The sequence below is a fragment of the Pseudomonas sp. 14P_5.3_Bac1 genome (genome assembly GCF_025466135.1).
GTDB lineage: Bacteria > Pseudomonadota > Gammaproteobacteria > Pseudomonadales > Pseudomonadaceae > Aquipseudomonas.
The window spans coordinates 419,356-443,628 of the sequence record NZ_JANLOF010000057.1 but is presented as its reverse complement, the minus strand read 5'-3'; the positions used below and the strand labels follow the sequence as shown (position 1 = coordinate 443,628).

22 protein-coding genes are annotated in these 24,273 nt (G+C 56.6%); 9 read left to right on the top strand and 13 right to left on the bottom strand.

The features are described from left to right. Entirely contained in the window at nucleotides 1-792 is a 792-nt protein-coding gene (locus NTD89_RS15985) for an SDR family NAD(P)-dependent oxidoreductase (protein WP_262208560.1), read from the bottom strand. 114 nt (nucleotides 793-906) lie between these two features. Between NTD89_RS15985 and NTD89_RS15980 the strand changes: the two genes are divergently transcribed. Next, on the top strand, nucleotides 907-1,839 hold the full coding sequence (locus tag NTD89_RS15980; protein ID WP_262208559.1) for a GlxA family transcriptional regulator: 933 nt from the start codon (nucleotides 907-909) through the stop codon (nucleotides 1,837-1,839). Nucleotides 1,840-1,877: 38 nt separating this feature from the next. Further along, entirely contained in the window at nucleotides 1,878-2,435 is a 558-nt protein-coding gene (locus tag NTD89_RS15975) for an AAA family ATPase (RefSeq protein WP_145159403.1), read from the top strand. Here NTD89_RS15975 and NTD89_RS15970 read toward each other — a convergent pair. From NTD89_RS15970 to argH, 7 genes are all read right to left on the bottom strand, one after another. Then, nucleotides 2,365-2,745, bottom strand: a complete 381-nt coding sequence (locus tag NTD89_RS15970) for a multiprotein-bridging factor 1 family protein (protein WP_262208557.1) — start codon at nucleotides 2,743-2,745, stop codon at nucleotides 2,365-2,367. The genes NTD89_RS15975 and NTD89_RS15970 overlap by 71 nt on opposite strands. A gap of 107 nt (nucleotides 2,746-2,852) precedes the next feature. After that, a complete protein-coding gene (locus tag NTD89_RS15965) occupies nucleotides 2,853-3,800 on the bottom strand; it encodes a hypothetical protein (protein ID WP_262208555.1) in 948 nt (315 codons plus the stop codon). Between the two features lie 158 nt (nucleotides 3,801-3,958). Further along, on the bottom strand, nucleotides 3,959-5,134 hold the full coding sequence (locus NTD89_RS15960) for an MFS transporter (RefSeq protein ID WP_262208554.1): 1,176 nt from the start codon (nucleotides 5,132-5,134) through the stop codon (nucleotides 3,959-3,961). An 89-nt stretch (nucleotides 5,135-5,223) separates the two neighbouring features. Continuing rightward, nucleotides 5,224-6,045: an ABC transporter substrate-binding protein gene (locus NTD89_RS15955; protein ID WP_262208552.1), complete on the bottom strand. Its 822-nt coding sequence runs from the start codon at nucleotides 6,043-6,045 to the stop codon at nucleotides 5,224-5,226. 25 nt (nucleotides 6,046-6,070) lie between these two features. Continuing rightward, complete coding sequence (locus NTD89_RS15950) at nucleotides 6,071-6,835, bottom strand: amino acid ABC transporter ATP-binding protein (RefSeq protein WP_119741579.1); 765 nt, start codon at nucleotides 6,833-6,835, stop codon at nucleotides 6,071-6,073. 24 nt (nucleotides 6,836-6,859) lie between these two features. Then, on the bottom strand, nucleotides 6,860-7,738 hold the full coding sequence (locus NTD89_RS15945) for an amino acid ABC transporter permease (protein ID WP_017134649.1): 879 nt from the start codon (nucleotides 7,736-7,738) through the stop codon (nucleotides 6,860-6,862). 106 nt (nucleotides 7,739-7,844) lie between these two features. Next, a complete protein-coding gene (argH, locus tag NTD89_RS15940; protein WP_262208551.1) occupies nucleotides 7,845-9,272 on the bottom strand; it encodes an argininosuccinate lyase in 1,428 nt (475 codons plus the stop codon). Nucleotides 9,273-9,500: 228 nt separating this feature from the next. Here argH and NTD89_RS15935 point away from each other — a divergent pair, with 228 nt between their 5' ends. Beyond that, nucleotides 9,501-10,460, top strand: coding sequence for a LysR family transcriptional regulator (locus NTD89_RS15935; RefSeq protein WP_242196216.1), 960 nt, complete (start codon nucleotides 9,501-9,503; stop codon nucleotides 10,458-10,460). Nucleotides 10,461-10,698: 238 nt separating this feature from the next. On the opposite strand, the gene NTD89_RS15930 is transcribed toward NTD89_RS15935, so the two are convergent. From NTD89_RS15930 to NTD89_RS15920, 3 genes are all read right to left on the bottom strand, one after another. After that, nucleotides 10,699-11,343 (bottom strand): HAD-IB family hydrolase, encoded by a 645-nt coding sequence (locus NTD89_RS15930; protein WP_145159589.1) that lies wholly within the window; start codon nucleotides 11,341-11,343, stop codon nucleotides 10,699-10,701. A 72-nt stretch (nucleotides 11,344-11,415) separates the two neighbouring features. Beyond that, complete coding sequence (locus tag NTD89_RS15925; protein ID WP_262208550.1) at nucleotides 11,416-12,129, bottom strand: HNH endonuclease signature motif containing protein; 714 nt, start codon at nucleotides 12,127-12,129, stop codon at nucleotides 11,416-11,418. 99 nt (nucleotides 12,130-12,228) lie between these two features. Then, nucleotides 12,229-12,759, bottom strand: a complete 531-nt coding sequence (locus NTD89_RS15920; RefSeq protein WP_262208548.1) for a Bro-N domain-containing protein — start codon at nucleotides 12,757-12,759, stop codon at nucleotides 12,229-12,231. A 496-nt stretch (nucleotides 12,760-13,255) separates the two neighbouring features. On the opposite strand from NTD89_RS15920, the gene NTD89_RS15915 reads away from it, so the two are divergent. Then, a complete protein-coding gene (locus tag NTD89_RS15915) occupies nucleotides 13,256-15,628 on the top strand; it encodes an AAA family ATPase (RefSeq protein ID WP_262208547.1) in 2,373 nt (790 codons plus the stop codon). A gap of 102 nt (nucleotides 15,629-15,730) precedes the next feature. Here NTD89_RS15915 and NTD89_RS15910 read toward each other — a convergent pair whose 3' ends face one another. Continuing rightward, entirely contained in the window at nucleotides 15,731-16,981 is a 1,251-nt protein-coding gene (locus tag NTD89_RS15910) for a ribonucleotide-diphosphate reductase subunit beta (RefSeq protein ID WP_032879817.1), read from the bottom strand. 577 nt (nucleotides 16,982-17,558) lie between these two features. Continuing rightward, the gene (locus NTD89_RS15905) at nucleotides 17,559-17,828 is read right to left on the bottom strand and encodes a DUF2790 domain-containing protein (RefSeq protein WP_145159385.1); all 270 of its coding nucleotides are present in this window, start codon (nucleotides 17,826-17,828) and stop codon (nucleotides 17,559-17,561) included. A 397-nt stretch (nucleotides 17,829-18,225) separates the two neighbouring features. Between NTD89_RS15905 and acs the strand changes: the two genes are divergently transcribed. The 5 genes from acs (at nucleotide 18,226) to NTD89_RS15880 (ending at nucleotide 24,254) form a co-directional block, all read left to right on the top strand. After that, nucleotides 18,226-20,181, top strand: a complete 1,956-nt coding sequence (acs, locus tag NTD89_RS15900; protein WP_056861684.1) for an acetate--CoA ligase — start codon at nucleotides 18,226-18,228, stop codon at nucleotides 20,179-20,181. Between the two features lie 697 nt (nucleotides 20,182-20,878). Continuing rightward, nucleotides 20,879-21,664, top strand: a complete 786-nt coding sequence (locus NTD89_RS15895; RefSeq protein WP_106576110.1) for an ABC transporter substrate-binding protein — start codon at nucleotides 20,879-20,881, stop codon at nucleotides 21,662-21,664. Between the two features lie 91 nt (nucleotides 21,665-21,755). Beyond that, the gene (locus NTD89_RS15890) at nucleotides 21,756-22,445 is read left to right on the top strand and encodes an ABC transporter permease (protein ID WP_032886746.1); all 690 of its coding nucleotides are present in this window, start codon (nucleotides 21,756-21,758) and stop codon (nucleotides 22,443-22,445) included. After that, nucleotides 22,442-23,140 (top strand): ABC transporter permease, encoded by a 699-nt coding sequence (locus NTD89_RS15885; protein WP_106576111.1) that lies wholly within the window; start codon nucleotides 22,442-22,444, stop codon nucleotides 23,138-23,140. Before NTD89_RS15890 ends, NTD89_RS15885 begins: the two co-directional genes overlap by 4 nt. Before the next feature lies 1 nt (nucleotide 23,141). Further along, nucleotides 23,142-24,254 (top strand): succinylglutamate desuccinylase/aspartoacylase family protein, encoded by a 1,113-nt coding sequence (locus NTD89_RS15880; RefSeq protein WP_262208546.1) that lies wholly within the window; start codon nucleotides 23,142-23,144, stop codon nucleotides 24,252-24,254. The last annotated feature ends 19 nt before the right edge of the window (nucleotides 24,255-24,273 follow it).

The following is a 24,273-nucleotide window of genomic DNA, read 5'->3' as shown; positions in this document are numbered from 1 at the left end:
CTACACGCCGTAACGTGGGGCCGGGCTGCTGTGTGACAGGTTTGGCCCCAAGGCCAGGCGCGCGGTTTCGTAAGCGTCCCAATCCAGGCTGTCAGGCAGTGACGGGATGGTGACCCTCTCACCTTGTGCGAGCCCTGCCAATGCGGCGTCCACCAGGTTTTGCGTGGTCATGACCATTGTCTCGGGCAGGTTGCTCACCGGCAGGCCGGCAACGTCCCAAAACTCGGTGGCGGTGGCACCGGGCAACACCACTTGAACCCGTACACCCTTGTCGCTCAGCTCATGCTCGAGTGATTCGGAAAACGCCTGCACAAATGCTTTGGTGCCCCCGTAAACACCATTCAGCAACTTGGGTGCGACCGCCACGATCGAGCCGATGTTGATCAGGGTGCCGCGACCCTGGGCGACAAAGTTGGTTGCTGCAGCTTTGGCCAGGCGGGTCAGGGCCAGCACATTGAGCAGGATCATCGCCTCCATCTTGTCCGCATCGCTGTCGAGCAAGGGCGCGGTGGCACCGATGCCGGCGTTGTTCACCAACAGGCTGATGCGGCTGTCGTCGTGCAGGATCTGTTCGATACGGGCCAGATCGGCCGGCAGATTCAGGTCGGCCACCACCACTTGGATATCCCGTTGGGTATCGGCGTTGAGCTGAGTCGCCAGCCGCTCCAGTCGGTGCTGGTTACGCGCCACCAATATCAGATCGTAACCCTGGCGAGCCAGGCGATCGGCGTAGGTGGCGCCAATGCCCGAAGAAGCGCCGGTGATCAGCGCATAACCTTTGGATTGAGTCATTGCAGTTGCTCCAGGAGGGCCGAGGAAAGGGGGCCTTGTTGCAACCAAGATTATGGGTGTAATGTCGTGGCTGCAATGTCGTATATCCCTCCTTTAGAGACATGAGGTTTGGCCATGGTGTCTGTCGGTATTTTGCTGTTTCCGGGTTTTCAGATGCTCAGCCTGAGCACCAGTACGGTGTTTGAATTCGCCAATCTGGAAGTGGAACAGCCGTTCTATCGGGTAGACCTGGTATCCGAGGAGGGCGGGCCGGTCAAAAGCTCCATGGGTTTTGCCATTGATACGGTGCCCTTTGGTCCGTACGACACGGTGTTGGTAGTGGGCGATAACGAAGTACTCGATGCCACGCCTGGCCTGCTCAGCTACTTGCAGCACGCAGTGGTGACGTCGCGTCGTGTGACTTCTGCCTGCACCGGCTCTTTCCACCTGGCGGCGGCCGGGCTGCTGGAAGGCCGCAAGGCAACCACTCACTGGTACCACGCCCGTGCCTTTCGTCAGGCGTATCCCAAAGTGAGGCTTGAAGAAGACCGCATCTTCACTGTCGACGGCCCACTCTGGACTTCTGCCGGCATGACCGCCTGCCTTGACCTGGCCCTGGCACTTGTCGAAAACGACCTGGGTGTAGAGGTGGCCCGCGAGGTTGCGCGCAAGTTGGTGATCTACCATCGCCGTGCGGGCGGCCAGTCGCAATTTTCCGCGCTGCTGGACATCGACCCCAAGTCCGACCGTGTGCAAACCGCCCTGGTCTTCGCCCGCCAGCATTTGCAGGAAGAGCTTTCGGTTGAACGGCTGGCCGACGTCGCGCACCTTAGTCCGCGCCAGTTCAGCCGTCTGTTTCGCAGCGAAACCGGCCACACCCCGGCCAAGGCGATCGAACGCCTGCGCATTGAAGCAGCGCGGCTGATGCTTGAATCCGGCGACCACCCTATCGACATCATTGCCCGCGACACCGGCTTCGGTGACCCGGAGCGCATGCGTCGCGCCTTCCTGCGTGCCTTCGGCCAGCCGCCACAAATGATGCGCCGCGCGCTGCAATTGCAGGCCTGATGCCCCAACGGCTTACACTCAAGTTAAGGGGGCAAGTCATGCGCTATAAAATTCACATCCTCGGCGCTGCAGGCGCAGGCACTACGACCTTGGGCAAAGCCTTGGCCGAACGCTTGAATGTGGTTTATTTCGACTCCGACGACTTCTTCTGGCAGCAAACTCCGGAACCGTTCACCGTCGCTCGGTTACGGGATGAACGCACGCGTCTGTTACAGGAACAAAGTGCCGGCCTCGAAGGCTGGGTGCTGTCCGGCTCAGTGTGCGGATGGGGCGATGCCATGATCCCGCAGTTCACCCATGTGGTGTTCCTGCGTGTAGACCCGCAGGTTCGCCTGCACCGCCTGCGGCTGCGCGAAGAGCAGCGCTATGGTGACCGGATTCTGGAGGGCGGCAGCCGCCATGAAAACAGCGTCGCGTTTCTCGCCTGGGCTGCTCGTTACGATGATGGTAACCACAGCCTACGCAGCCTGCGTCGGCATGAAAGCTGGCTGAAGCCACTGACCTGCCCGGTGATCCGGCTGGACGCTACGCACCATTCGGTTGAGGCGCTGGTGAATCAATTGATGCCGCTGTTGAGCCCATCAAGCGCGAAATGATGCCTTGTGCCGCGGGCTCGGCCGGGGCCTTGTCGAACTTGCGCGCACTCATGCCCCAACCCGGCGCAAACCCTGGGAAAAACACCAGCCCCTCAGCCTCCAGCCGAAAGGCCAATACCAGGCGGGTTTCATCATCTACATCGCCCTGGCTTTCAAAGCGTTGCACCGTTTCGACCGCCAGCCCGGTTTGTCGGGCCAGTTCTTCTCGGCTCCAACCAAGCATCGCGCGGGCCTGCACACTGTGCTTGGCGGTGAATTGGTGCAGGACGATCTGCTGTTCTACGAAAGAGCTCATTGCCAGAGAGGACATGGGGGGTTCTCCAGGTTCGACGGGGGAAGGCAAACTATACTGTGTTTTTGTACAGTTGTTTTGACCGCTCATCAACTGGATTTTTTTAATGGCGTTTCAGCCGCGCGTTATTCCACGCCCGGCGCTTCTCGAATGATCAAGTGATCCAGGTTCTCGATATTCGCGCTGAAAACCCCGAATGTCTGCTCGGGGTTCTTCTTGCTTGGCACCTGTTTCAATTGCGGCGTGACCCCATAAAAGAAGCAATACAGCGCCTTTTTACTGTCTGCCGCCGCCTTGATCTGTTCCAGGAACGCCGTGCGCTTGCGGTAGTTTTCGATGAGTTTTTTGCTCAGGTAGACGTTGACCGAGTAGGGCTTCTTGTCGAGCCACACCTTCTTTTCGAAATCGATGCGAAAGCTGGCGGTGTAGTCCTTGATCTGCTTGATTTTGCCCCAGTAGATCAGGCCGTTGTTGTCTTGCAGGTACTCGATCTTCTTGAAAAATGTCCAGTAGGTTGCCGTGTGATCGCCGATCTTCAGCGGCATGCTCTTGAGCTTGTCTTTGTCGTCGATATTCGACACATAGCATTCCACCGGGTGGGCGAACACGCTGGTTTTGTCTGGGGTAGCGTCGCTGGCGCTGTGGGACGAACTGGCCCGAGTAGATGCAACCTTCGTCGGATCGTGTGGGATGCCGGCTTCGGAGCCGGTCACGGCAGGCTTGCGCTCGTACTGGCGCCGTGTCAGGACCCATTCCGATGGGAAATTATCCTCGCGCTCGTCATCGGTTTCGCCGGTCGCAGTCTTGTGCGTGCTGGCGTAGCGGCAGCCGTCGATGTGCTGGGTACTGGCCTTGTTCTTGAAGTGCGGCGTACGCTGATAGTTGACGTTTTTTGCGTTGAAGGTGCTGAGCGCGTTGCCCGCATCGAACGCCGCGCGGCATTCATCGTTGGGGCACAGGAAACTGTCCTTGTCGGAGTCGAAAGGGCTGGTTTCGTCGAAATTCAGGTCTCGTACGTCGTAGATCGACAGTTTGTCATCGAGACTCAGGCTGTAGGCCGTGTCGAATTTCATGGGGCTCGGGTCCGTGAGATGAGTGGCTGGATATTACGCAAATAGAAGCCGCTACGCAGAGCAAAAAATGTGCGAGCTGGCTTGCCTGCGAAGGTGGTGTGTCAGTTTACGGATAGGCAAGCTGGCCCACCGTTATCGCAGGCAAGCCAGCTCCCACATTAGAGAGGCGGTGTACCGGCCACACGCCGCCCACTCAGGAAACACAAGGTGCCGCCTACCGCGGTCAATGCGCCGAGGGCATAGAACATGCTGACCGGCGCCGCATTGATCAGCAGGTACCCGCAAATGACCGGGCTCATCGCCCCGCCAAATGCCGCCAGGTTTTGCGCACCGTAATAACTGCCGCGCAGCGCGTCCGGGGCGATGGTGTCGATGAACAGGAATTCCGAGGGGTAAATGATCATCTCGCCCAAGGTGAACACGAACATCGCCAGGCACCAGGTCACCAGGCTGTCCGCCAGACTGAAACCGATCAGCCCGACAATGAACAATAACGTGCCCAGCACGATCCAGTAGCGCAGCTGTTCACGTTTGAGAAAACGGCCGATCTGGTACTGCATCAAAATCACGGTGATGGCGTTGCAGGCCAGCACCGCCGACAGAATCTTCAGCGCCTCGGCGGGCTTGTAGGCCACCAGCAGAAACTGTGACAGATAAAGCGTATAGCGCCCGTGGACTATGGTGCTCAACAGGCTGCCGCTGGTGAACAGGATCAGCGTGCGGTCGCTGCGTAGCGTGCGCAGGGTCGTGAGAAAACTCAGGGGTTTGTTGCTGTTGTCGCGCTGGGTCGGCGCAATGCCGATCATCAGGAACACACTGCCCAGGGCGATGGCGCTGGCGATCAGGAACGGCGCCCAGGGGATCTGCCCGGCGATCACCACACCCACCATCGGGCCGGTGGCATAGCCGACGTTGGTCAGGGTGTAGCGCAGGGAAAATACTTTGGCGCGGTCGCCCACCGGCAGGTTTTCGCTGATGATGGCCTTGGAGCCGATCAGGAACAGTGCCGACGCGGCTTCAGTAATCACCAGGGTCAGGGTGGTGAGGTAGAGGTTGCTGGCAAAGGTCAGCAACAAAAATCCGATGGCGCTGGAAAGCATGGCCAGGATCAGCAGCTTGCGCTTTTCCAGGCGGTCAATGACGTAGCCGCCATAGAGGCCGAGCAACGTGGCGATGAACACGGCGATGCCCATCAGCAAGCCGATGTCCTGCTGGTTGAGGCCCAGGCGCGTGCTCAGCCAAAGGGCCAGCAGCGGACTGGTCATGGCGCGGCTGACGACGATGGTCACCGAGCAGATCATCAGGCGGCGGATTACCAGGGAGTAGGTGGCCACGGTGGGGCGGATGTCCTTATTAATTTTCCAATACAACACAATTCAAATGTGGGAGCAGGCAAGCCAGCTCCCACAGGTTTTTGCAGTGTTTACTGCCCGGCATTGATGCTGATTTTTTCAACCGCACCCTGTTCCAGATCCCACTTCTTCAGGATCTTGCCGTACGTGCCATCATCAATCATGCCCTGCAACGCCTCACTGATCGCCGTGACCAGCTCGGTGTTGCTCTTCTCAATCCCCAGCCCCGTGAACTGCTTGGAAATCGCCAGGCCCACCGGCTTGTACTTGCCCTTGTCCAACGACATCAAATAAGGAATCGTCTCGCTGCCCTGCATCGCCGCGTCCAAACGGTTTTGCTGCAATTGCGCGCGCGCATCCGCAGAGCCTTCAGTGCCGATCACCACGACCGCTGGCTTACCCGCCGCTTCGCAGTTTTCCTTGCTCCACGCGGAAATTTCCGACGGCCAGGTGGTACGGCGGCTGGTGCCGACTTTTTTACCGCACAGGTCAGTCAATTCCTTGAGGTCTTCACGCTTGGCCAGGGTGTACAGCTGCGGGCCGCTGGTGAAGTAGTCGATGAAGGTCACGGCCTTCTGGCGCTCGGCGGTGTCACTCATGCCTGACAGTACGATGTCGACGCGCTTGGTGGTCAGGCCGCTGAGCATCTGCTCGAAGCCGGTCTCCTGCCACTTGATCTTCACGCCCAGGCGCTCGGCCAGGGCGTTGCCCAGGTCGAAGTCAAGGCCGGTGAGTTTGTTGGTGGCGGTGTCCTTGAAATCCATCGGCGGGTAGTTCGGCACGATGGCCGCGCTGATCTCACCCTTGTCCTTGATTGCCGCCGGCAATGCCGCGAATACACACGAGGAGGCCATCAGGCCTGCGAGCAACGTTGGGATAAACAATTTTTTCATGGGGGCGTTCTCGTTAGTTTTTTAGTTAAGTGCGAACGGCAGAAATAAAGCTTTGGGTACGCGGGTTTTGTGGGCTTATTAGAATTTCTTCAGGGCTGCCGGCTTCCACAATCTGGCCGGCGTCCATAAACACCATGCGGTTGGAGACTTCGCGGGCGAAGCCCAACTCATGGGTGACCACGATCATGGTCATGCCGGTGGTGGCCAAATCGCGCATCACCGACAGCACTTCGCCTACAAGCTCCGGGTCGAGGGCTGACGTGGGCTCGTCAAACAACATCAACTTGGGGCGCATCGCCAGCGCGCGGGCAATGGCCACACGCTGTTGCTGGCCGCCGGACAATTCCACCGGGTAGGCATTGCGCTTGTCCGCCAGGCCGACGCGGGCCAGCAACTCCAGCGCGTCTTCGATGGCTTCCTTGGGCGAGCGCTTGAGCACCTGCACCGGGCCTTCGATGATGTTTTGCAACACGGTCATGTGCGGGAACAAATTGAAGCGCTGGAACACCATGCCGGTCGCCAGGCGCTGGCGGGCAATCTGCGATTCATTCATCTCATGCAGCTTGTTGCCGACGACGCGGTAACCGACCAGTTCGCCGTCGACCCACAGGCCGCCCTTGTCGATCTTTTCCAGCTGGTTGACGCAGCGCAGCAACGTGCTTTTACCCGAGCCGGACGGGCCGATGATGCACATGACTTCGCCTTGCTCGACCTCGATATTGATGTCGCGCAGCGCGTGATACTCGTCGTAATACTTGTTCAGGTTGACGGCCTTGACGATGCTTCTCATGGGGCAAATCTCCTCAACCCAGACTTACGAACGCTTGCCGGCGCCGCGGGCAAAACGACGCTCGAGGCGGCTTTGACCAAATGAAAGAACAGTCACCACCGCCAGGTACCAGATGCCGGCCACAATTAGCAGCTCCATGACGCGGGCGTTGGCGTAGTAGATGTTTTGCGCGTTGTGCAGCAGCTCCGAATACTGGATCACGCTGGCCAGGCTGGTCATTTTCACCATGCTGATGAACTCGTTGCCTACCGGCGGAATGATCACTCGCATCGCCTGCGGCAGAATCACCCTACGCAGCGCTTGCAGGCTTGGCATGCCGATGGACTTGGCGGCTTCGTACTGGCCGGTGTCGACCGACAGCAAGCCGGCGCGCACCACTTCGGCGGTGTAGGCGCCCTGGTTGATGCTGAGGCCGAGCAGCGCGGCCACGAATGGCGTCATCAGGTCGACGGTGTCGATGCTGAACAGGCCGGGTATGGCGATCACCGGGAAAATCAGCGCCAGGTTGAACCACAGCAACAGCTGCAGAATCAGCGGCGTACCGCGGAACAGCCAGGTGTAAGTGATGGCCACGTAGCGCAGGATCGGGTTGGCCGACATGCGCATGATCGCCGTGATCACGCCGATGACCACGCCCAGCGCCATTGCCAGAATCGACATGACGATGGTGTTGACCAGGCCCCACAGAATGGCCTCAGACGTGAGGAACTGCCCGATGTAGGACCATTCGATCTGGCCATTGGCAAAGGCACGCAGCAACGCGGCCAATGCGATCACGATCAACGTGGCGAAAAACATCCGCCCGTAATAGCGACGCGGCACGTGCTCGTACTGCGTGATATCGAACTGGTTCTCGGACAACTTGCGCTCGGCTTCCAGGCGCTCCGCCGGGGTTTGGTTCATGGTGCTACTCCACTGCTGTACTCGATCCAACTGTTAAAACATGGTTCAAATGTGGGAGCTGGCTTGCCTGCGAAAGCGCCAGCAAACTCACCACAAAGGCCCAGGTTTAAATCCGAAACCCCTGATAACTCTCAGCCCATCTCTGCTGCTCAGCCAAGGCAGTCTTCAACCGCCCAATCTGCTCCCGAACCCGCTCCGGCGCCGTCCCACCCCAACCACTGCGCGCCGCAATCGCCGCTTCCAGGGTCAAGCAGTCCCGCACCTCCGGCAGCAGCCGGGCATCCACCTGCGCTAACATCGCCGGTGAGGCTTCCCACAACTCAATCTCGTGTTTCTCGCAGGCTTGCACCAAGGCGCCGGTAATCTCATGCGCCTCCTTGAACGGCACGCCGCGCGTGGCCAACCAATCCGCCACCTCAGTCGCCAAGGTGAAGCCCATCGGCGCCTGACGCCGCAGCTCTTCAACTTGCACCTTCATCGTCGCGACCATCCCGGCCATCGCTGGCAGCACCAGCAGCAAGGTGTCCACACTGTCCAACACACTGTGCTTGTCTTCACTCAGATCGCGGTTGTACGACAGCGGCAACGACTTGAGCGTCGACATCAACCCGGTCAGGTTGCCAATCAAGCGCCCAGCCTTGCCCCGCGCCAGTTCGGCAATGTCCGGGTTCTTTTTCTGCGGCATGATCGAGCTGCCGGTGGCGTAGGCATCGTCCAGCACCACCCAGCGAAACTGGCGCGACGACCACAGGCAAAACTCCTCCGACAGCCGCGAAATATTCACCCCGAGCATGCCCGCCACAAACAGGAACTCCGCCACATGGTCACGACTGGCGACGGCGTCGATCGAGTTTTCGCACGGCCCGGTGTAGCCCATTTCCTTGGCCGAATGCTCTGGCTGGCGCGCAATCGCCGAGCCTGCCATCGCGGCAGCACCCAACGGTGACAACGCGGTGCGCGCATCCCAATCCACCAAACGCTGCACATCGCGCAGCATCGATTGCGCATGGGCGAGCAAATGGTGGGCAAACACAATCGGTTGCGCCTGCTGCAAGTGCGTGAAGCCCGGGCAGATGCTCTCCACATGCTGCTCAGCCTGCTCCACCAACGCCTGCTGCAAACCCAACACCTCAGTGGTGATGATGCGCGCATGGTCGCGTAGGAAAAGGCGCAGATCATTGGCGGTCTGATCGTTACGCGAACGCCCGGCGCGCAACTTGCCACCCAAGGCGCCCAGGCGCTCGGTCAATACGCGTTCGATAAAGGTGTGCACGTCCTCGTCATCCAGGGTTGGATGCAGGCGCCCGGCGGCGAAGTCCTCACCAATGCGGTCCAGGGCTTCGAGGGTGCGCAGGGTCTCGGACTCATCCAGCAAACCGGCGCGTTGCAACTCGCGGGCATGGGCACGGGAGCCGGCCAGGTCGTAGGGCGTCAGGCGAAAATAGCGCTCAGGGCAACGCGACAACGCGGCCAATGCAGCAGACGGGCCGGTCTTGAAACGAGCACCCCAAAGGCGGTCGGTGGGCTGGGACATCGGTATTCCTCACGCTTGTTTTTAGAAGAGTCGGAGGCAGTAAAAAACTAAAAAGACCTGATCGTAGTGTCAGGTTTTTACGGGTGTTAAATCAGCCTCTGTGTGCTGTTCAACCCGCTATATTCAAGGTTGCCAAGGGCGGATGTTTACGGCCATTATCGCCGCCTGGCTATGTTCAAGGATTGGGTTGAAGCCTGTTGAATATGGCACTTGAGGTCAACGCGTATTATGGAAACCCCACTTTCCACTTCTGGAAACATGCCGCCAAAACCCGGCACACGACCGCCCCTGCAACTGAGCGGGCTGGACTTCAAATTACTGCGCGTGTTCATGGCCGTGGTCGAAGCAGGCGGCTTCAGCGCCGCGCAAAACGAGCTGAACGTGGGCCTGGCGGCCATCAGCAAACAGATCTCCGACCTTGAAATTCGCATCGGCATGCGCCTGTGTACAAGGGGCCGGGAAGGCTTTGGCCTGACCGAAGAAGGCAAGTTGGTGTATCAGGCTTCCATCGAGTTATTTACCTCGGTGGACAGTTTCAGAGACAAACTTAGTTCGGCGCAAAATGAACTCATCGGCGACCTAAGTGTGGGCGTTATTGATAACACCGTCTCCGACGTTAATTCGCCGCTAATTACCGCGTTAGGGAAACTACACAGCGAATCGCCAAAAATTAGATTGCGCCTACATGCCTCGCAATTGGACGAAGTTGAGCGCGGCGTGGTGGAAGGGCGGCTGATCGTCGGCATCGTGCCGGTTTACCAACGCCGCGAAGAATTCGACTACTTCCCGTTGTACGAAGAAAAAGCCCACGCCTACTGCGCCGTAGGACACCCACTGTTCAACGCGAGCGACATCACGCCAGAAGTGCTGCGCCAATACGAAGTGGTCAACCACCGGTATGCAATCCATCGCGACAAAGCCAACTTCGTCACCTACGACAGCCAGTCCGCCTCGGCCTCACAGGTTGAAGCCGTCGCCATCCTGATTCTCACCGGCCGCTTCCTAGGCTTCCTGCCCGAACACTACGCCGCGCCACTGGTCAGGGAAGGGCGCCTGCGCGCACTGTGCCCGGAGCAGGTTCACCTAAGCACCGCCTTCAACCTGATCCTGCGCCACAACGCGCCAAGAAGCCCAATGGTAAAAGCCTTCGCCACAGCCCTGGACGTAGACCTCAAAGCCGCAACATAACCCCCGCCGAGCAACGATCAACAGGCCAACAAAGCCCAAATGTGGGAGCTCTCGAGCCCCAGCGAGGCAGCGATGGGATCAACTCGGTCCGCTGCCGACCCCGCTATTTGTATCGACCCCCAGCACCCCATGCTAGTGCGTTGTCTGGCCTGCACCGATCAAAATGTGGGAGCTCTCGAGCCCCAGCGAGGCAGCGATGGGATCACCTCGGTCCACCCGCCGACCCCATCCACCCACATCACCGCTGCAACTTGCCCTGCTTCTTCTTCGAATGAAAATGCCGAAAATGCGCATCCTGCGCCGCCGCCAACAACTCCCGATCCCCACGGGTATCGCCCCAGGCCCTGAGCCGATAATCGCCCAAATCCCCATACACCGCCTCAAGCCGCAGCACCTTATTCTCACAGCGGCAATTATTCCCCGTGAGCTTGCCCGTCAACACCCCGTCGACCACCTCAAGCTCAGTGCCAATCAACTTGATCCCCAACCGATTCGCAAACGGCTGCAACACCAACGCCGGCGACGCCGAACACAACGTCACCTCCGCCCCGGACTTCACCTCATCCGCCACCGACTGCAACCCAGTCGGGCGCATCAGCTTGCTCCACGTGCGCTGGCAATACGCCTCAGCCTGCTGCTGAACCCACGCCTTCTCAACCCCGGTCATAAAGGTGCGGATCAACTGCGCCTTCAACTCATCTCGACTGATCTGCCGCAGCAAAAAACGCAGGCCCGGCACCGCCAGCTTGACCATCCGGCCATAGAACTCGCCGGTGCCAAAGGCAAACTTGAGGAAGGGCACGAAACTGTCGTGATGGGTCAGGGTGCCGTCGAAGTCAAAGACGGAGAGTACTTTGGCGTCCATTGGGCCGGCTTCGAGCATGTCTGGGTTCACGGGTTGGCCTCGGTCCTATCTAGTGTTTATTAAGCGTGCATCAGGTGTGACAGCAGGAGTTTACTCCCGTGCCAATCTTCCGATCTTGGCGTACAGCGACTCGGTGAAAGCCTCCCGGTCACTCGACCGGTGGCAACGCTGATGGCAATTGGGGCACAAGGCTACAGCATTGCTGGTGCGATCCGAACCCTTCTGGGCGAGGTGCTTGACGTGATGTACTTCAAGAAATGGCTGGCCGTCGACCTCGAAAGGCGCGTTTGAACCGCAGCCTTCGCAGATGCCGTTGGCTTCTTTTAGTACCCAGGCGCGTACCTTTGGGTCGCGGACAAAGGCGGTGCTGACGGTCGATACCTTCTGTGGCTGGGCTATGCCGTCGGGTAGCTTATGGAAGGGTTGTCGCTGCAGTTTGGATGCGCGGCGGATCAGCGTTTGTTCGTCTGCCGTTTGGGCAGCATCTTCTGATTCGAACACGCCCTTTGCGGCCAGTGCATTGCGGATGCGTTGCTCTACGCCTGAGCCCACATTTTTGGCGGGCTTATAGCCCTCGATGCGGTCCCAGCCCATACGGACGAGCACGGTAGAGATATTTTGCATGCGAAACTCAATAGAACCCTTCGCACGGCCCGCTACCGGGCCTTCACGCAGAAGGCGGTTTTCGAGTGCTTTGTTGAAAGGTTGGCCGCTCTTTTCCCAGGCCAACATCTTCAAGTACGCCTCTACCGCCGCTGTCAGCTCAGCGTCGTTCCAGTCCGTTTTTTCTTTCGTAATATCCATACAGCCGCCGAGGGTAGAAAACCCTCGGACGATACTGAGTAGCCATTATTGCGTCTACGAAATTTCCTACGAATTGGTCGGATTTGGTTGTCGTGGAATTTAGTGAAATCGCTGCTTCATTCGGAAAGGTTGAGTGAGTTTGCGCCACCACGGAGTCTTTGCTGATTCTCGCCGATAGGTCCGATTAACCAACAAATACGGCATGTCCCGAAGCCTAATCCAACCTTCATCCTGCCAATGCAGCAGGTTCAACGACATCTCCGGCCAATCCAGCATGCTCAACAAGGGGCGCTCCACGGTTCGAGGTTGGCGCTCGTCGCGCAATGTCGGAACAACTTCGTGGGTGAGCCAGCTACGCAATAGACGATTGCCTGGTGTGTAGTGATAGACCAGTAATGCATAGGCACCGGATTCGCTGATCATCAGCATTTCTTCCGGTTGACCGTGGAACAGTAGATTTACATTCCTTCGTTGGTCTTCATCTAGCTTGCGAGTCGTTCGCTCATCCAAATACCAACCCATAAGACGCCCAAGGTCGCGAGCGCAGAACCAGGGTTGGTTTTCCAGAAGGAGGGCATGGAGAGGGAGGTTTAAACGGGTAAATACGGTGGGAGAAAAAAGATCATACATGGCACACCTCCGGAAGGAGGAGCGTTTGCGAGCTGGCGCAGACAGATGCAGGCATTTCCATTACCTCTACTTGATAGCTTTCTTAGGGCTAAGGCGCCGGGAGTTAAGAAACCCCAAGTAGAAGGCCGGACATATTTCCCTTTCGGGTCTTGTATTCGCCCACTCCCGACATAGCAGAGTCTTTTCCTGCGCCCACGAAAAAACCGTAGGCGCAAAAAACCACATCTTTCGGGAGCGGTCAGGCCGCTACTTGAGGCGTTTCTTAGGCGCCGGAGGGAGGAGGTTATGAGTTAGCGCCTTGATGGTCAAGCTTCAGATTTTGTAACAGGTTTTCTGAATCTTCCCCCGGGATTACGGGTTTTCTGGTCTATGCTCCCCGGGCGCAGTGAAGGCACTTTGATATGAGTGGCCCGGGGCTGGATTGCGATTGCCTCACAAACTTGAGGTGACTGAGTAAACCAATTTCGACTTCTGAATTAATAAAAGTGAGCATTGAATGTTCAAAAAAATAAAGAAAATCAAGGGCATGGCGGTATATTCAAATTTTGATTGGGACTCCACGGTTAAGGATGGAAATGGACGCCCTAGCGATTTTAAAACAGTCAATATTCTCTATGGCAGAAATTATTCTGGAAAAACAACTCTGTCCAGAATATTTAGGTCGCTTGAGTTAGGAGTTATATCTGATAAGTACCAATCGCCGAAATTTGAATTTGAGCTTTCTTCTGGTGGTCTTTTTAACGAAACTCAAATTCCTTATTCTCAGGGTAAGGTCCGGGTTTTTAATGAGGACTTCGTTAAGGAGAATTTAAGATTTATCGTGGATGATGAGCAAAGTGTAAATTCATTTGCGATATTGGGAGATGATAATAATAGATTGGAGCATGAGATACAAATAAGGGAGGCTGAGCTAGGAAGTGATGGAGTTAGTGGCAAGGTTGGTATTTATAACTCCGCATTGGCTGAGTATCTTGCCGCTAAAAAAGCAACTGAGTCAGCAGTTGCTGCTCTTGAGTCCAAAGTTTCGGATAAGGCCAATAATAAAGCAACGGGAATTAAGCATAATCGACTGTATGGTGATGCGACCTATAATGCTCCCAAGTTAAACAAGGATATTGATCAGGTTCTTAAGAAAGGATTTACCTGTGTTGAAGAAGCCAAGGTTCCAGAGCTAGAGTCTTTATTGCGAGAGGAAGTGAAAGCTGAGATTTCATCTTTTTCGTTTTCTGAGCCTTTGTTTTCAGCTTTATATTTTAAAGCGAAGCAATTAGTTGAAGTTAAAATAACGGTTACTCAACCGTTGAGAGAGTTACTTGAGGATAATCTTTTAGAGGACTGGGTTAGGAAAGGGCGGAGATTGCATCAATCAGTTAGAGCTGACTGTGGCTTCTGTGGTGCGCCATTGCCTGATGATTTGTGGGATAAATTGGATCTTCATTTTAATAAGGAGTCTGAAGATCTTCGTGGGCATATAGGTAAGCTGTTATCCTCTATTGAGTCCGAACAAAGTAGGTTCATGGTTGGTGGGAAAATAGATATTTCTCAATATTACTCTAATTTCAGAGAGGGCGTGCTGGAGGCTGAACTTGAATTGAGGACCTTGTCTGGTAAGTATACTGAAAGTCTGGATGCGCTAGCTGACTCTTTGAAGGAAAGACTTAAAGATATATTTCACGCAAAAAAGCTACCACCTATTGAGGATTTAAGTGCTGGTGTTTTGGATGTCTACGATAAACTAGAGAAGTATAGAGTTGCTTCAAATAAATTTACTAGCGATTTGTCCGGTGAAAAAAAACGTGCTCAAACCTCGTTAAAGTTAAGAGATGTTTTTAGGTTTGTCTCGGATATAAAGTTTTTAGATGAGAAAAAAAATATAGCTTCGCTTGAAGATAATCGCAATAAGAAAAATGTGGATTTGGCTGCAGCTAAAGTTGATGTAGACAGGATTTCAGCTGAAATTGTTTCTCTGAAGGCTGAGTTGAAGGACGAAAGTAAAGGCGCCGACCGCGTAAATATTTACTTGAATGATTTTTTTGGTCATAGAGCGTTGTCTTTGAAGTCGGAAGAGATAGAGGGTGGATTTAAGTTTGAGGTTATACGAAACGGAGCCAAGGCGCATCATTTGAGTGAGGGTGAGTGTAGTCTGATTGCGTTTTGTTATTTTATGGCAAAACTTCACGACATTGAAACTAAGGGGTTCAAGCCGGTTATCTATATTGACGATCCAATTTCGAGTTTAGATAGTAATCATATTTTTTTCATATTTAGTTTGATTAGTAGTGAGATTGTTGGTGCTGGAAATTATTCTCAATTGTTTATTTCAACTCATAATTTGGACTTCTTGAAATACCTAAAACGGCTGGCTCCATTGGACGTAAATGGGGTAAGTCAGGAGCGGAGGTATTTTATAATTGAAAACTCGGGTGGCACAAGTAGTTTAAGAGTTATGCCTGGATATTTAAAATCATATGTTACGGAGTTTAATTATCTGTTCCATCAGGTTTTTAAATGCGCTAACGCGGCGGATGTGCCTGCAGAGCAAGAGCATGAGTGTTATTATAATTACGGAAATAATGCCAGGAAGTTTTTGGAGGCTTTCTTGTATTTTAAGTATCCCAATGCTAACGAAAAGGATAATAATAAGTTGGAGCGTTTTTTTGGGAGTGACAGTAAGGCGTCAATGCTCACAGAAAGGATTCATAACGAGTACTCTCATTTGGCGGGTGTTTTTGAACGAAGCATTAATCCAATTGATGTGCCGGAGATGAAACGATCCGCTCAGTTTATTTTGAATAAAATGAAGGAAAAGGATCCAGAGCAGTATTCGGCATTCTTGGAAAGTATTGGCAGTCCAGTGGTAAATTTCTAGACTTTAATTTTTATGAATTTGCTGGCTGCATTTGGATGTTGAGTTTAAAAGCCCCCTGAAGTGGGGGGCTATCTATTCCTAGGGCTTGGTTTTAGGCGGGAATCAATCCCAGCTCAACGCCCCACCAGTCTGATACTCAATAACCCGAGTCTCAAAGAAATTCTTCTCTTTCTTCAAGTCCATGATCTCGCTCATCCATGGGAACGGATTCGTCGTCCCTGGATACTCTTCCTTCAAGCCAATCTGCGACAAACGACGGTTAGCGATGAACTTCAGATAGTCCTCCATCATCGCTGCATTCATCCCCAACACCCCACGCGGCATGGTATCGCGCGCATATTCAATCTCCAGTTGAGTCCCCTGCAGGATCATCTGGGTCGCTTCTTCCTTCATCTCGGCATCCCACAAGTGCGGGTTTTCGATTTTGATCTGGTTGATCACATCGATACCGAAGTTCAGGTGCATCGACTCGTCGCGCAGGATGTACTGGAACTGTTCGGCCACGCCGGTCATTTTGTTACGACGGCCCATGGACAGAATCTGGGTGAAGCCGCAGTAGAAGAAGATGCCTTCCAGCACGCAGTAGTAAGCGACCAGGTTGCGCAGCAACTCTTTATCAGTCTCGACGGTGCCGGTTTCGAACTTCGGATCGGAGATCGAACGGGTGTACTTCAAGCCCCAGGCGGCCTTTTTGGCGACCGATGGGATCTCGTGGTACATGTTGAAGATCTCGCCTTCATCCATGGCCAGCGATTCGATGCAGTACTGATAGGCGTGGGTGTGGATCGCTTCTTCGAAGGCCTGGCGCAGGATGTACTGGCGGCACTCCGGGTTGGTGATCAGGCGGTACACGGCCAGCACCAGGTTGTTGGCAACCAGGGAGTCGGCGGTGGAGAAGAAACCGAGGTTGCGCATGACGATGCGGCGCTCGTCGTCGGTCAGGCCTTCGGGGTTTTTCCACAGGGCGATGTCGGCGGTCATGTTGACCTCTTGCGGCATCCAGTGGTTGGCGCAGCCGTCGAGGTACTTTTGCCAGGCCCAGTCGTACTTGAAGGGCACGAGTTGGTTGAGGTCGGCGCGGCAGTTGATCATGCGTTTTTCGTCAACGGCGACGCGGGCGGCGGAGCCTTCAAGCTCAGCGAGGCCTTCGGCGACGTCGAGTTTGTCCAGGGCAGCCTTGGCGCGCACGATGGCGGCGGAGTCACTGGCGGTGACGGCGCGGGCTTCGATGGCGGCGGCAGCGCCGGCACCGTCGAGGCGGTCCATGTTGGCTTCGGTGGCGTGGCCGGCGTTGGCGCCTTTAGCGGCTACTTCGCCTTCTTCTTCTTTGTCGAATTCGTCCCAGCTCAGCATGACGTGTCGTCTCCTGCGTGAGGGCTCAAAGGTGCCCGTGTGAAACCGGATGGTTGGGTGTTCACACGGCCCAGAGGCCGCGGTGGATCTTAAGGAATCGTTTGTTGCAACAGCTCGCGCAGGCATTAAACGGAATTGGGTAACGGGTGTTCTGCGTGAGGCTTGAGGGGCGGAGCGACAGGTGCATGCTCCAGCGCAGGCTCAAGGTCTGGCTCTTCATCCCAGTGTAAAGGGATATTGCAGGCCCGATTTACCCGCGCATTATAGGGAAAAATTCGGCTTTGTGTTGCGGCGGATGGTCACGATTGAGCGCCAAAATAGCTTGGTTTTCGGCCAAGACGCGTGTTTGCAAGGCTTTGCCGGGACAGGAATTTTTTGACGGGCGGTGGGATAGGTTTTGTGGGGGCAGCAGAGGCGGGTAGGTGGCGGGCTTTGGGAGGTGGGTAAGGCTGAAATTGCCATCGCAGGCAAGCCAGCTCCCACATTTGTTTCATAGTGGGTTCGAAATAGGTTCTTGGCCGCAAGAACGATTACTTGCGGCGACCAAGATCCGGTTTAAACCTGACTCAATAACCTGTTACCCGTTAGAACAACCGTTGCCCATAACTTGGTAATTAAGAATATGACGTTGACCGTGTGAGTCTTCATATTCCATTTGTACCGGTACCACTTGGCATACTTCCGGAACAGTGCTCATGGACAATACTTTGGCAACATCCAGGTGAGTGCTGTAGGTGTAATCCTCAACGATCGGGGCGTTCTGGCCGGCCAGCTCGGTCGGGGCCTCATCGGCCAGGGCGGCGGTGGCGCACAAGCTGCTGAGGGCCATAACTACGAGAGCTTTCATTTCTTTACTTACCTTCTTCAGGGCGAAAGGGGTCACGGGGCCCTTATGAGGCCGCGTGTGTAACTTAAGAGTTGGGAAGTTCGGATTAACGTTGCCTTCGTGGGGGCTGTTACGTTGTTAATCACTGTGCCTTGTTGGCGGAGTTGATTTTAGGCTTGCGAGTTATATTCATATACCCGTGCTTTTGATAAACACTATTGGCGGTTTTTGTAACAATCCCCTGATAAAGGTTTTTTCATCCAGCCGGAAAGCCACGCAGGGCGCGGGCCAGAGCCGTAACTGGGCATGGCGGGGCAATTTGTAGGGGCTTGTTACTACCATCGTCGAATGGTTCTATGGGGGCGCCCCGGCTACAACAGGGCATACAAAAACAACTATTGTCACCGAGGTAAGAAAGATGAGTGCGGCTTCCCTGTACCCCGTTCGCCCCGAAGTAGCAGCCAACACGCTGACCGACGAGGCGACCTACAAGGCCATGTACCAGCAGTCGGTGGTCAACCCCGATGGCTTCTGGCGCGAGCAAGCCAAGCGCCTTGACTGGGTCAAGCCTTTCACCGCGGTCAAGCAGACCTCTTTCGACGACCACCATGTCGACATCAAATGGTTCGCTGATGGCACCCTGAACGTTTCCTACAACTGCCTGGACCGTCACCTCGCCGAGCGTGGCGACCAGGCGGCGATCATCTGGGAGGGCGATGACCCTTCCGAAAGCCGCACCATCACCTACCGCGAGCTGCATGAAGAAGTCTGCAAGTTCGCCAATGCCTTGCGCGGCCAGGATGTGCACCGTGGCGACGTGGTGACTATCTATATGCCGATGATCCCCGAAGCCGTGGTCGCCATGTTGGCCTGTACCCGCATCGGTGCGATTCACTCCGTGGTGTTTGGCGGCTTTTCGCCGGAAGCCCTGGCCGGTCGCATCATCGACTGCAAGTCGAAGGTGGTGATCACCGCCGACGAAGGCATCCGCGCCGGTAAGAAAATTCCGCTGAAGGCCAACGTCGACGACGCACTGACCAACCCGGAAACCAGCAGCATCCAGAAAGTCATCGTGTGCAAGCGCACCAATGGCAACATCAAGTGGAACCAGCATCGCGACATCTGGTACGAAGACCTGATGAAAGTGGCGGGCACTGTGTGTGCGCCCAAAGAGATGGGCGCCGAAGAAGCGCTGTTCATCCTCTATACCTCCGGCTCCACCGGCAAACCCAAAGGCGTGCAGCACACCACCGGCGGCTACCTGCTGTATGCGGCCCTGACCCACGAGCGCGTGTTTGACTACCGCCCGGGCGAAATCTACTGGTGCACCGCCGACGTCGGTTGGGTCACCGGCCACACTTATATCGTCTACGGCCCGCTGGCCAATGGCGCGACCACGCTGCTGTTCGAAGGCGTGCCGAACTACCCGGACATCACCCGTGTCGGCAAAATCGTCGACAAGCACAAGGTCAATATCCTCTACACCGCGCCCACTGCGATCCGCGCGATGATGGCTTCCGGCACCGCCGCCTGCGAAGGCGTGGACGGCAGTAGCTTGCGTCTGCTCGGTTCAGTCGGTGAGCCGATTAACCCGGAAGCGTGGGATTGGTACTACAAGAACGTCGGCCAGTCCCGTTGCCCGATCGTCGACACCTGGTGGCAGACCGAAACCGGCGCCACCCTGATGAGCCCGCTGCCGGGTGCGCACGCACTCAAGCCGGGTTCGGCCGCGCGGCCATTCTTTGGTGTGGTGCCGGCGTTGGTGGACAACCTGGGCAACATCATCGAGGGCGCTGCCGAAGGCAACCTGGTGATCCTCGATTCGTGGCCAGGCCAGGCGCGTACGCTGTACGGCGACCATGACCGCTTCGTCGACACCTACTTCAAGACCTTCCGTGGTATGTACTTCACCGGCGACGGCGCGCGTCGTGATGAGGATGGCTACTGGTGGATCACCGGCCGTGTGGATGACGTGTTGAACGTGTCCGGCCACCGCATGGGCACGGCCGAGATCGAAAGCGCGATGGTTGCACACCCGAAAGTCGCCGAAGCGGCGGTGGTGGGCGTGCCGCATGACATCAAGGGGCAGGGCATCTATGTGTATGTCACGCTCAAAAATGGTGAAGAGCCGAACGAAGCGCTGCGCCTGGAACTGAAAAACTGGGTGCGCAAAGAGATCGGGCCGATTGCGTCGCCGGATGTGATCCAGTGGGCACCGGGCTTGCCGAAGACGCGCTCGGGGAAAATCATGCGGCGGATTCTGCGCAAGATTGCCACGGCTGAATATGACGGGTTGGGGGATATCTCGACCTTGGCTGATCCGGGTGTGGTGGCGCATTTGATTGAAACGCACAAGACCATGAACGTCGCGTAAGGCGGGTTGGGTCGGATAAAGCCCCATTCGGCGTGAGCCGGGTGGGGCTTTTTTGTTGACTGGCTATCACTGACGAAACCGAATCATTGTGGGAGCTGGCTTGCCTGCGATGAGGGTGGCACAGGCACAGGCGGGCTAACAGGCAGACCGCTATCGCAGGCAAGCCAGCTCCCACATTTGGAGGGTATTTCAACCTGGCTGAAGTGGCGGTCTGACAGACGGGCATCACCACCAAACCAATAAATATCGACTTCCCCCGTAGGACGTTTCTGAATGTTACCGAGGCCTGCAAATGTGTAACCCCACGCCCAAACCTGAGGCAAAGTGCTACGCCCGTGCCCCGAAAAGCCCCGTTTTAGACACCCTCTGAAATAAGATTAAACGCCAGACTTGCCGTGCTAGAAGGGTTTGCGAATAATAGGCCCGCAATTTGCAGCATCAACAGGTTTAATATCTTTTGTCTCTGCATAAAATTCAGAGGCTGTCAATGTGCTGGAACCGCTTTCTCAGTGCTTCTGTAAATTGTTGTCGCATTGAGGAAATATCGGCTTCCGGCCTGTCGTTAGAATGCCGATCACTCGCTCGTCGTCTCCCATGCTGAACCGGGGTAGGACGCAGCACCGCTATTCGGTTTCACTTAAGTCGCATCGTGGGCCACGGCTCATTCTGCTTTTTGCCCTACCGATGGAGTCCCAAGATGAAGAAACTTGTGCTGTTGGGCGCCCTGGCGCTGTCCGTGCTGTCGATGCAGGCCTTCGCTGATGAAAAGCCCCTGAAGATTGGTATCGAAGCGGCTTACCCTCCGTTTGCCTCGAAGGCGCCGGATGGCAGCATCGTCGGTTTTGACTACGACATCGGCAATGCCCTGTGCGCCGAGATGAAGGTCAAGTGCGTCTGGGTCGAGCAAGAATTCGACGGCCTGATCCCTGCGCTCAAAGTGCGCAAGATCGACGCGATCCTGTCGTCCATGTCCATCACCGAAGACCGCAAAAAGTCCGTGGACTTCACCAACCGCTACTACCTGAGCCCAGCGCAGCTGGTGATGAAGGAAGGCACCACGGTCAGCGACAGCCTGGATGAATTGAAAGGCAAGAAAATCGGCGTGCAACGCGGTTCGATCCACGACCGTTTCGCCAAGGAAGTCCTGGCCCCTAAAGGCGCCACGGTTGTGCCTTACAGCTCGCAGAACGAAATCTACCTGGACGTGGAAGCCGGTCGCCTCGACGGCACCGTGGCTGACGCCACCCTGCTGCAAGACGGCTTCCTGAAAACCCCGGCCGGTAAAGGCTACGCGTTCGTGGGCCCACAGTTCACCGACGCCAAGTACTTCGGCGACGGCATCGGCATCGCTGTACGTAAAGGCGACAAGGCCGAGCTGGACAAGATCAACGCGGCCATCGCAGCGATCCGTGCCAACGGCGAATACAAGAAAATCCAGGACAAATACTTCGACTTCGATATTTACGGCGCTGACCCTAAGTAACTCGTCCTAGCTGTCTGTCCAGAATGGCGCAAGCAACAGAATTCCTGCGGTTTGCGCCATTTTTTCATCCCCCTTTTCGAGGACCTGAATCATGTTGAAAGGCTACGGGGCCGTCATCCTCGATGGCGCATGGTTGACGCTTCAGCTCGCCTTGTCGTCCATGGCCTTGGCCATTGTTCTGGGTCTGATCGGGGTCGCGTTACGCCTGTCGCCGGTGCGCTGGTTGGCCTGGCTGGGTGACTTGTACTCCACGGTGATCCGCGGGATCCCCGACCTGGTGCTGATCCTGCTGATTTTCTACGGCGGTCAGGACTTGTTGAACCGCGTCGCGCCGATGCTCGGCTATGACGACTATATCGACTTGAACCCCTTGGCCGCCGGTATCGGCACCCTGGGTTTCATCTTTGGCGCCTACCTGTCGGAAACCTTCCGTGGCGCCTTCATGGCCATTCCCAAGGGCCAGGCCGAGGCCGGCCTTGCGTATGGCATGAGCTCTTTCCAGGTGTTTTTCCGGGTGATGGTGCCGCAGATGATTCGGCTGGCGATCCCCGGTTTCACCAACAACTGGCTGGTACTCACCAAGGCCACCGCGCTGATTTCGGTGGTGGGCCTGCAAGACATGATGTTCAAGGCCAAGCAGGCGGCAGACGCCACCCGCGAGCCTTTTACCTTCTTCCTCGCAGTGGCGGCGATGTACCTGGTGATCACCAGCGTGTCGTTGCTGGCCCTGCGCTATCTTGAGAAGCGCTACTCGGTAGGCGTAAGGGCGGCTGATCTATGATCTTCGACTACAACGTCATCTGGGACGCCATGCCGCTGTACCTCGGCGGCTTGGTGACCACCCTGAAATTGCTCGCCATCTCGCTGTTCTTCGGCTTGCTCGCCGCCTTGCCCCTGGGCTTGATGCGCGTGTCCAAGCAGCCGATCGTCAATGGTGCGGCCTGGCTCTACACCTACGTGATTCGCGGCACGCCGATGCTGGTGCAGCTGTTTTTGATTTACTACGGTCTGGCCCAATTTGAAGCCGTGCGCGAAAGCTTCCTGTGGCCGCTGCTGTCCAGCGCCACGTTCTGCGCGTGCCTGGCCTTCGCGATCAACACCAGCGCATACACCGCCGAGATCATCGCCGGTAGCCTCAAGGCCACGCCGAACGGTGAGATCGAAGCGGCCAAGGCCATGGGCATGTCGCGTTACAAGTTGTACCGCCGCATCCTGCTGCCATCGGCCCTGCGCCGTGCGCTGCCGCAGTACAGCAACGAAGTGATCATGATGCTGCAGACCACGAGCCTGGCGTCCATCGTCACCCTGATCGACATCACCGGCGCCGCACGCACAGTGAACGCCCAGTTCTACTTGCCGTTCGAAGCCTACATCACGGCCGGCGTGTTCTACCTGTGCCTGACCTTTATCCTGGTACGCCTGTTCAAGTTGGCCGAGCGCCGCTGGCTCAGCTACCTGGCGCCACGGAAGCACTGATATGGAACGTATCGATCACCTGTTGCCCTGGGGCCACCTGGGCTGCGAGCGCCAGCTGAGCGTGTTTCGTTTCGGCAGCGGCGAGCGCAAGGCCTACCTCCAGGCCAGCCTGCACGCCGACGAATTGCCCGGCATGCGCGCCGCCTGGGAACTGAAAAAACGCCTCACCGAACTGGAACAGCAAGGTGCGCTCAATGGCGTGATCGAGCTGGTGCCAGTGGCCAACCCGATGGGCCTGGGCCAGCTGTTGCAAGGCAGCCACCAGGGGCGTTTCGAAGTCGGCAGCGGCAAGAACTTCAACCGTGATTTCGTCGAGTTGAGCGAGCCGGTCGCCGCGTTGCTCCAGGGCAAGCTGGGCGATGACCCGCACGCCAATGTGCGCATGATCCGCCAGGCGATGAGCGATGCGCTCACCGCGTTGCCCGAGCCGAGCAGCCAGTTGCAAGGCATGCAGCGCGTTTTGCTCAGCCACGCCTGCACCGCCGATATCGTCCTCGACCTGCATTGCGATGCCGAAGCCGCGCTGCATATGTACGCGCTGCCGCAACACTGGCCGCAATGGCGTTCGCTGTCGGCGCACTTGAATGTGAAAGTCGGCCTGCTGGCGGAAGACTCCGGCGGCAGCTCGTTTGATGAAGCCTGTTCGCTGCCGTGGTTGCGCCTGTCCCGGGCGTTCCCCGAGGCGCAGATTCCGCTGGCGTGCCTGGCGACGACCCTGGAGCTGGGCGGCCAGGCCGACACCGGCCGCGACGAGGCGATCTTCCACGCTGAAGGCATCCTCGCGTTCCTGGCCGAACAAGGCCTGATCAAGGGCGAATGGCCCGCGCCGCAGCACGAGCCGTGCGAAGGCCTGCCATTCGAGGGGACCGAGCTGTTGTTCGCGCCCCATGCCGGCGTGATCAGTTACCTGCGTAAAGCCGGTGACTGGGTGGAGACCGGCGAGCCGATTTTTGAAGTGATTGACCCCTTGACCGACCGCGTCAGCATTGTGTGTGCGGGCACGTCCGGGGTGTTGTTTGCCGTTGAACGGCTGCGTTATGCCCAAGCGGGTTTCTGGCTGGCCAAGGTGGCGGGGCGCGAAGCGCTGCGTCACGGGCGCTTGCTCAACGACTGACCACCTGTTTTTGTGAGAA

Excerpts from the sequence above, each read along its gene's own strand:
- NTD89_RS15985 (WP_262208560.1), bottom strand. The coding sequence starts at position 792 with ATGACTCAATCCAAAGGTTATGCGCTGATCACCGGCGCTTCTTCGGGC.
- NTD89_RS15980 (WP_262208559.1), top strand. The coding sequence starts at position 907 with ATGGTGTCTGTCGGTATTTTGCTGTTTCCGGGTTTTCAGATGCTCAGC.
- NTD89_RS15975 (WP_145159403.1), top strand. The coding sequence starts at position 1,878 with ATGCGCTATAAAATTCACATCCTCGGCGCTGCAGGCGCAGGCACTACG.
- NTD89_RS15970 (WP_262208557.1), bottom strand. The coding sequence starts at position 2,745 with ATGTCCTCTCTGGCAATGAGCTCTTTCGTAGAACAGCAGATCGTCCTG.
- NTD89_RS15965 (WP_262208555.1), bottom strand. The coding sequence starts at position 3,800 with ATGAAATTCGACACGGCCTACAGCCTGAGTCTCGATGACAAACTGTCG.
- NTD89_RS15955 (WP_262208552.1), bottom strand. The coding sequence starts at position 6,045 with ATGAAAAAATTGTTTATCCCAACGTTGCTCGCAGGCCTGATGGCCTCC.
- NTD89_RS15950 (WP_119741579.1), bottom strand. The coding sequence starts at position 6,835 with ATGAGAAGCATCGTCAAGGCCGTCAACCTGAACAAGTATTACGACGAG.
- NTD89_RS15945 (WP_017134649.1), bottom strand. The coding sequence starts at position 7,738 with ATGAACCAAACCCCGGCGGAGCGCCTGGAAGCCGAGCGCAAGTTGTCC.
- argH (WP_262208551.1), bottom strand. The coding sequence starts at position 9,272 with ATGTCCCAGCCCACCGACCGCCTTTGGGGTGCTCGTTTCAAGACCGGC.
- NTD89_RS15935 (WP_242196216.1), top strand. The coding sequence starts at position 9,501 with ATGGAAACCCCACTTTCCACTTCTGGAAACATGCCGCCAAAACCCGGC.
- NTD89_RS15930 (WP_145159589.1), bottom strand. The coding sequence starts at position 11,343 with ATGCTCGAAGCCGGCCCAATGGACGCCAAAGTACTCTCCGTCTTTGAC.
- NTD89_RS15925 (WP_262208550.1), bottom strand. The coding sequence starts at position 12,129 with ATGGATATTACGAAAGAAAAAACGGACTGGAACGACGCTGAGCTGACA.
- NTD89_RS15920 (WP_262208548.1), bottom strand. The coding sequence starts at position 12,759 with ATGTATGATCTTTTTTCTCCCACCGTATTTACCCGTTTAAACCTCCCT.
- NTD89_RS15915 (WP_262208547.1), top strand. The coding sequence starts at position 13,256 with ATGTTCAAAAAAATAAAGAAAATCAAGGGCATGGCGGTATATTCAAAT.
- NTD89_RS15910 (WP_032879817.1), bottom strand. The coding sequence starts at position 16,981 with ATGCTGAGCTGGGACGAATTCGACAAAGAAGAAGAAGGCGAAGTAGCC.
- NTD89_RS15905 (WP_145159385.1), bottom strand. The coding sequence starts at position 17,828 with ATGAAAGCTCTCGTAGTTATGGCCCTCAGCAGCTTGTGCGCCACCGCC.
- acs (WP_056861684.1), top strand. The coding sequence starts at position 18,226 with ATGAGTGCGGCTTCCCTGTACCCCGTTCGCCCCGAAGTAGCAGCCAAC.
- NTD89_RS15895 (WP_106576110.1), top strand. The coding sequence starts at position 20,879 with ATGAAGAAACTTGTGCTGTTGGGCGCCCTGGCGCTGTCCGTGCTGTCG.
- NTD89_RS15890 (WP_032886746.1), top strand. The coding sequence starts at position 21,756 with ATGTTGAAAGGCTACGGGGCCGTCATCCTCGATGGCGCATGGTTGACG.
- NTD89_RS15885 (WP_106576111.1), top strand. The coding sequence starts at position 22,442 with ATGATCTTCGACTACAACGTCATCTGGGACGCCATGCCGCTGTACCTC.
- NTD89_RS15880 (WP_262208546.1), top strand. The coding sequence starts at position 23,142 with ATGGAACGTATCGATCACCTGTTGCCCTGGGGCCACCTGGGCTGCGAG.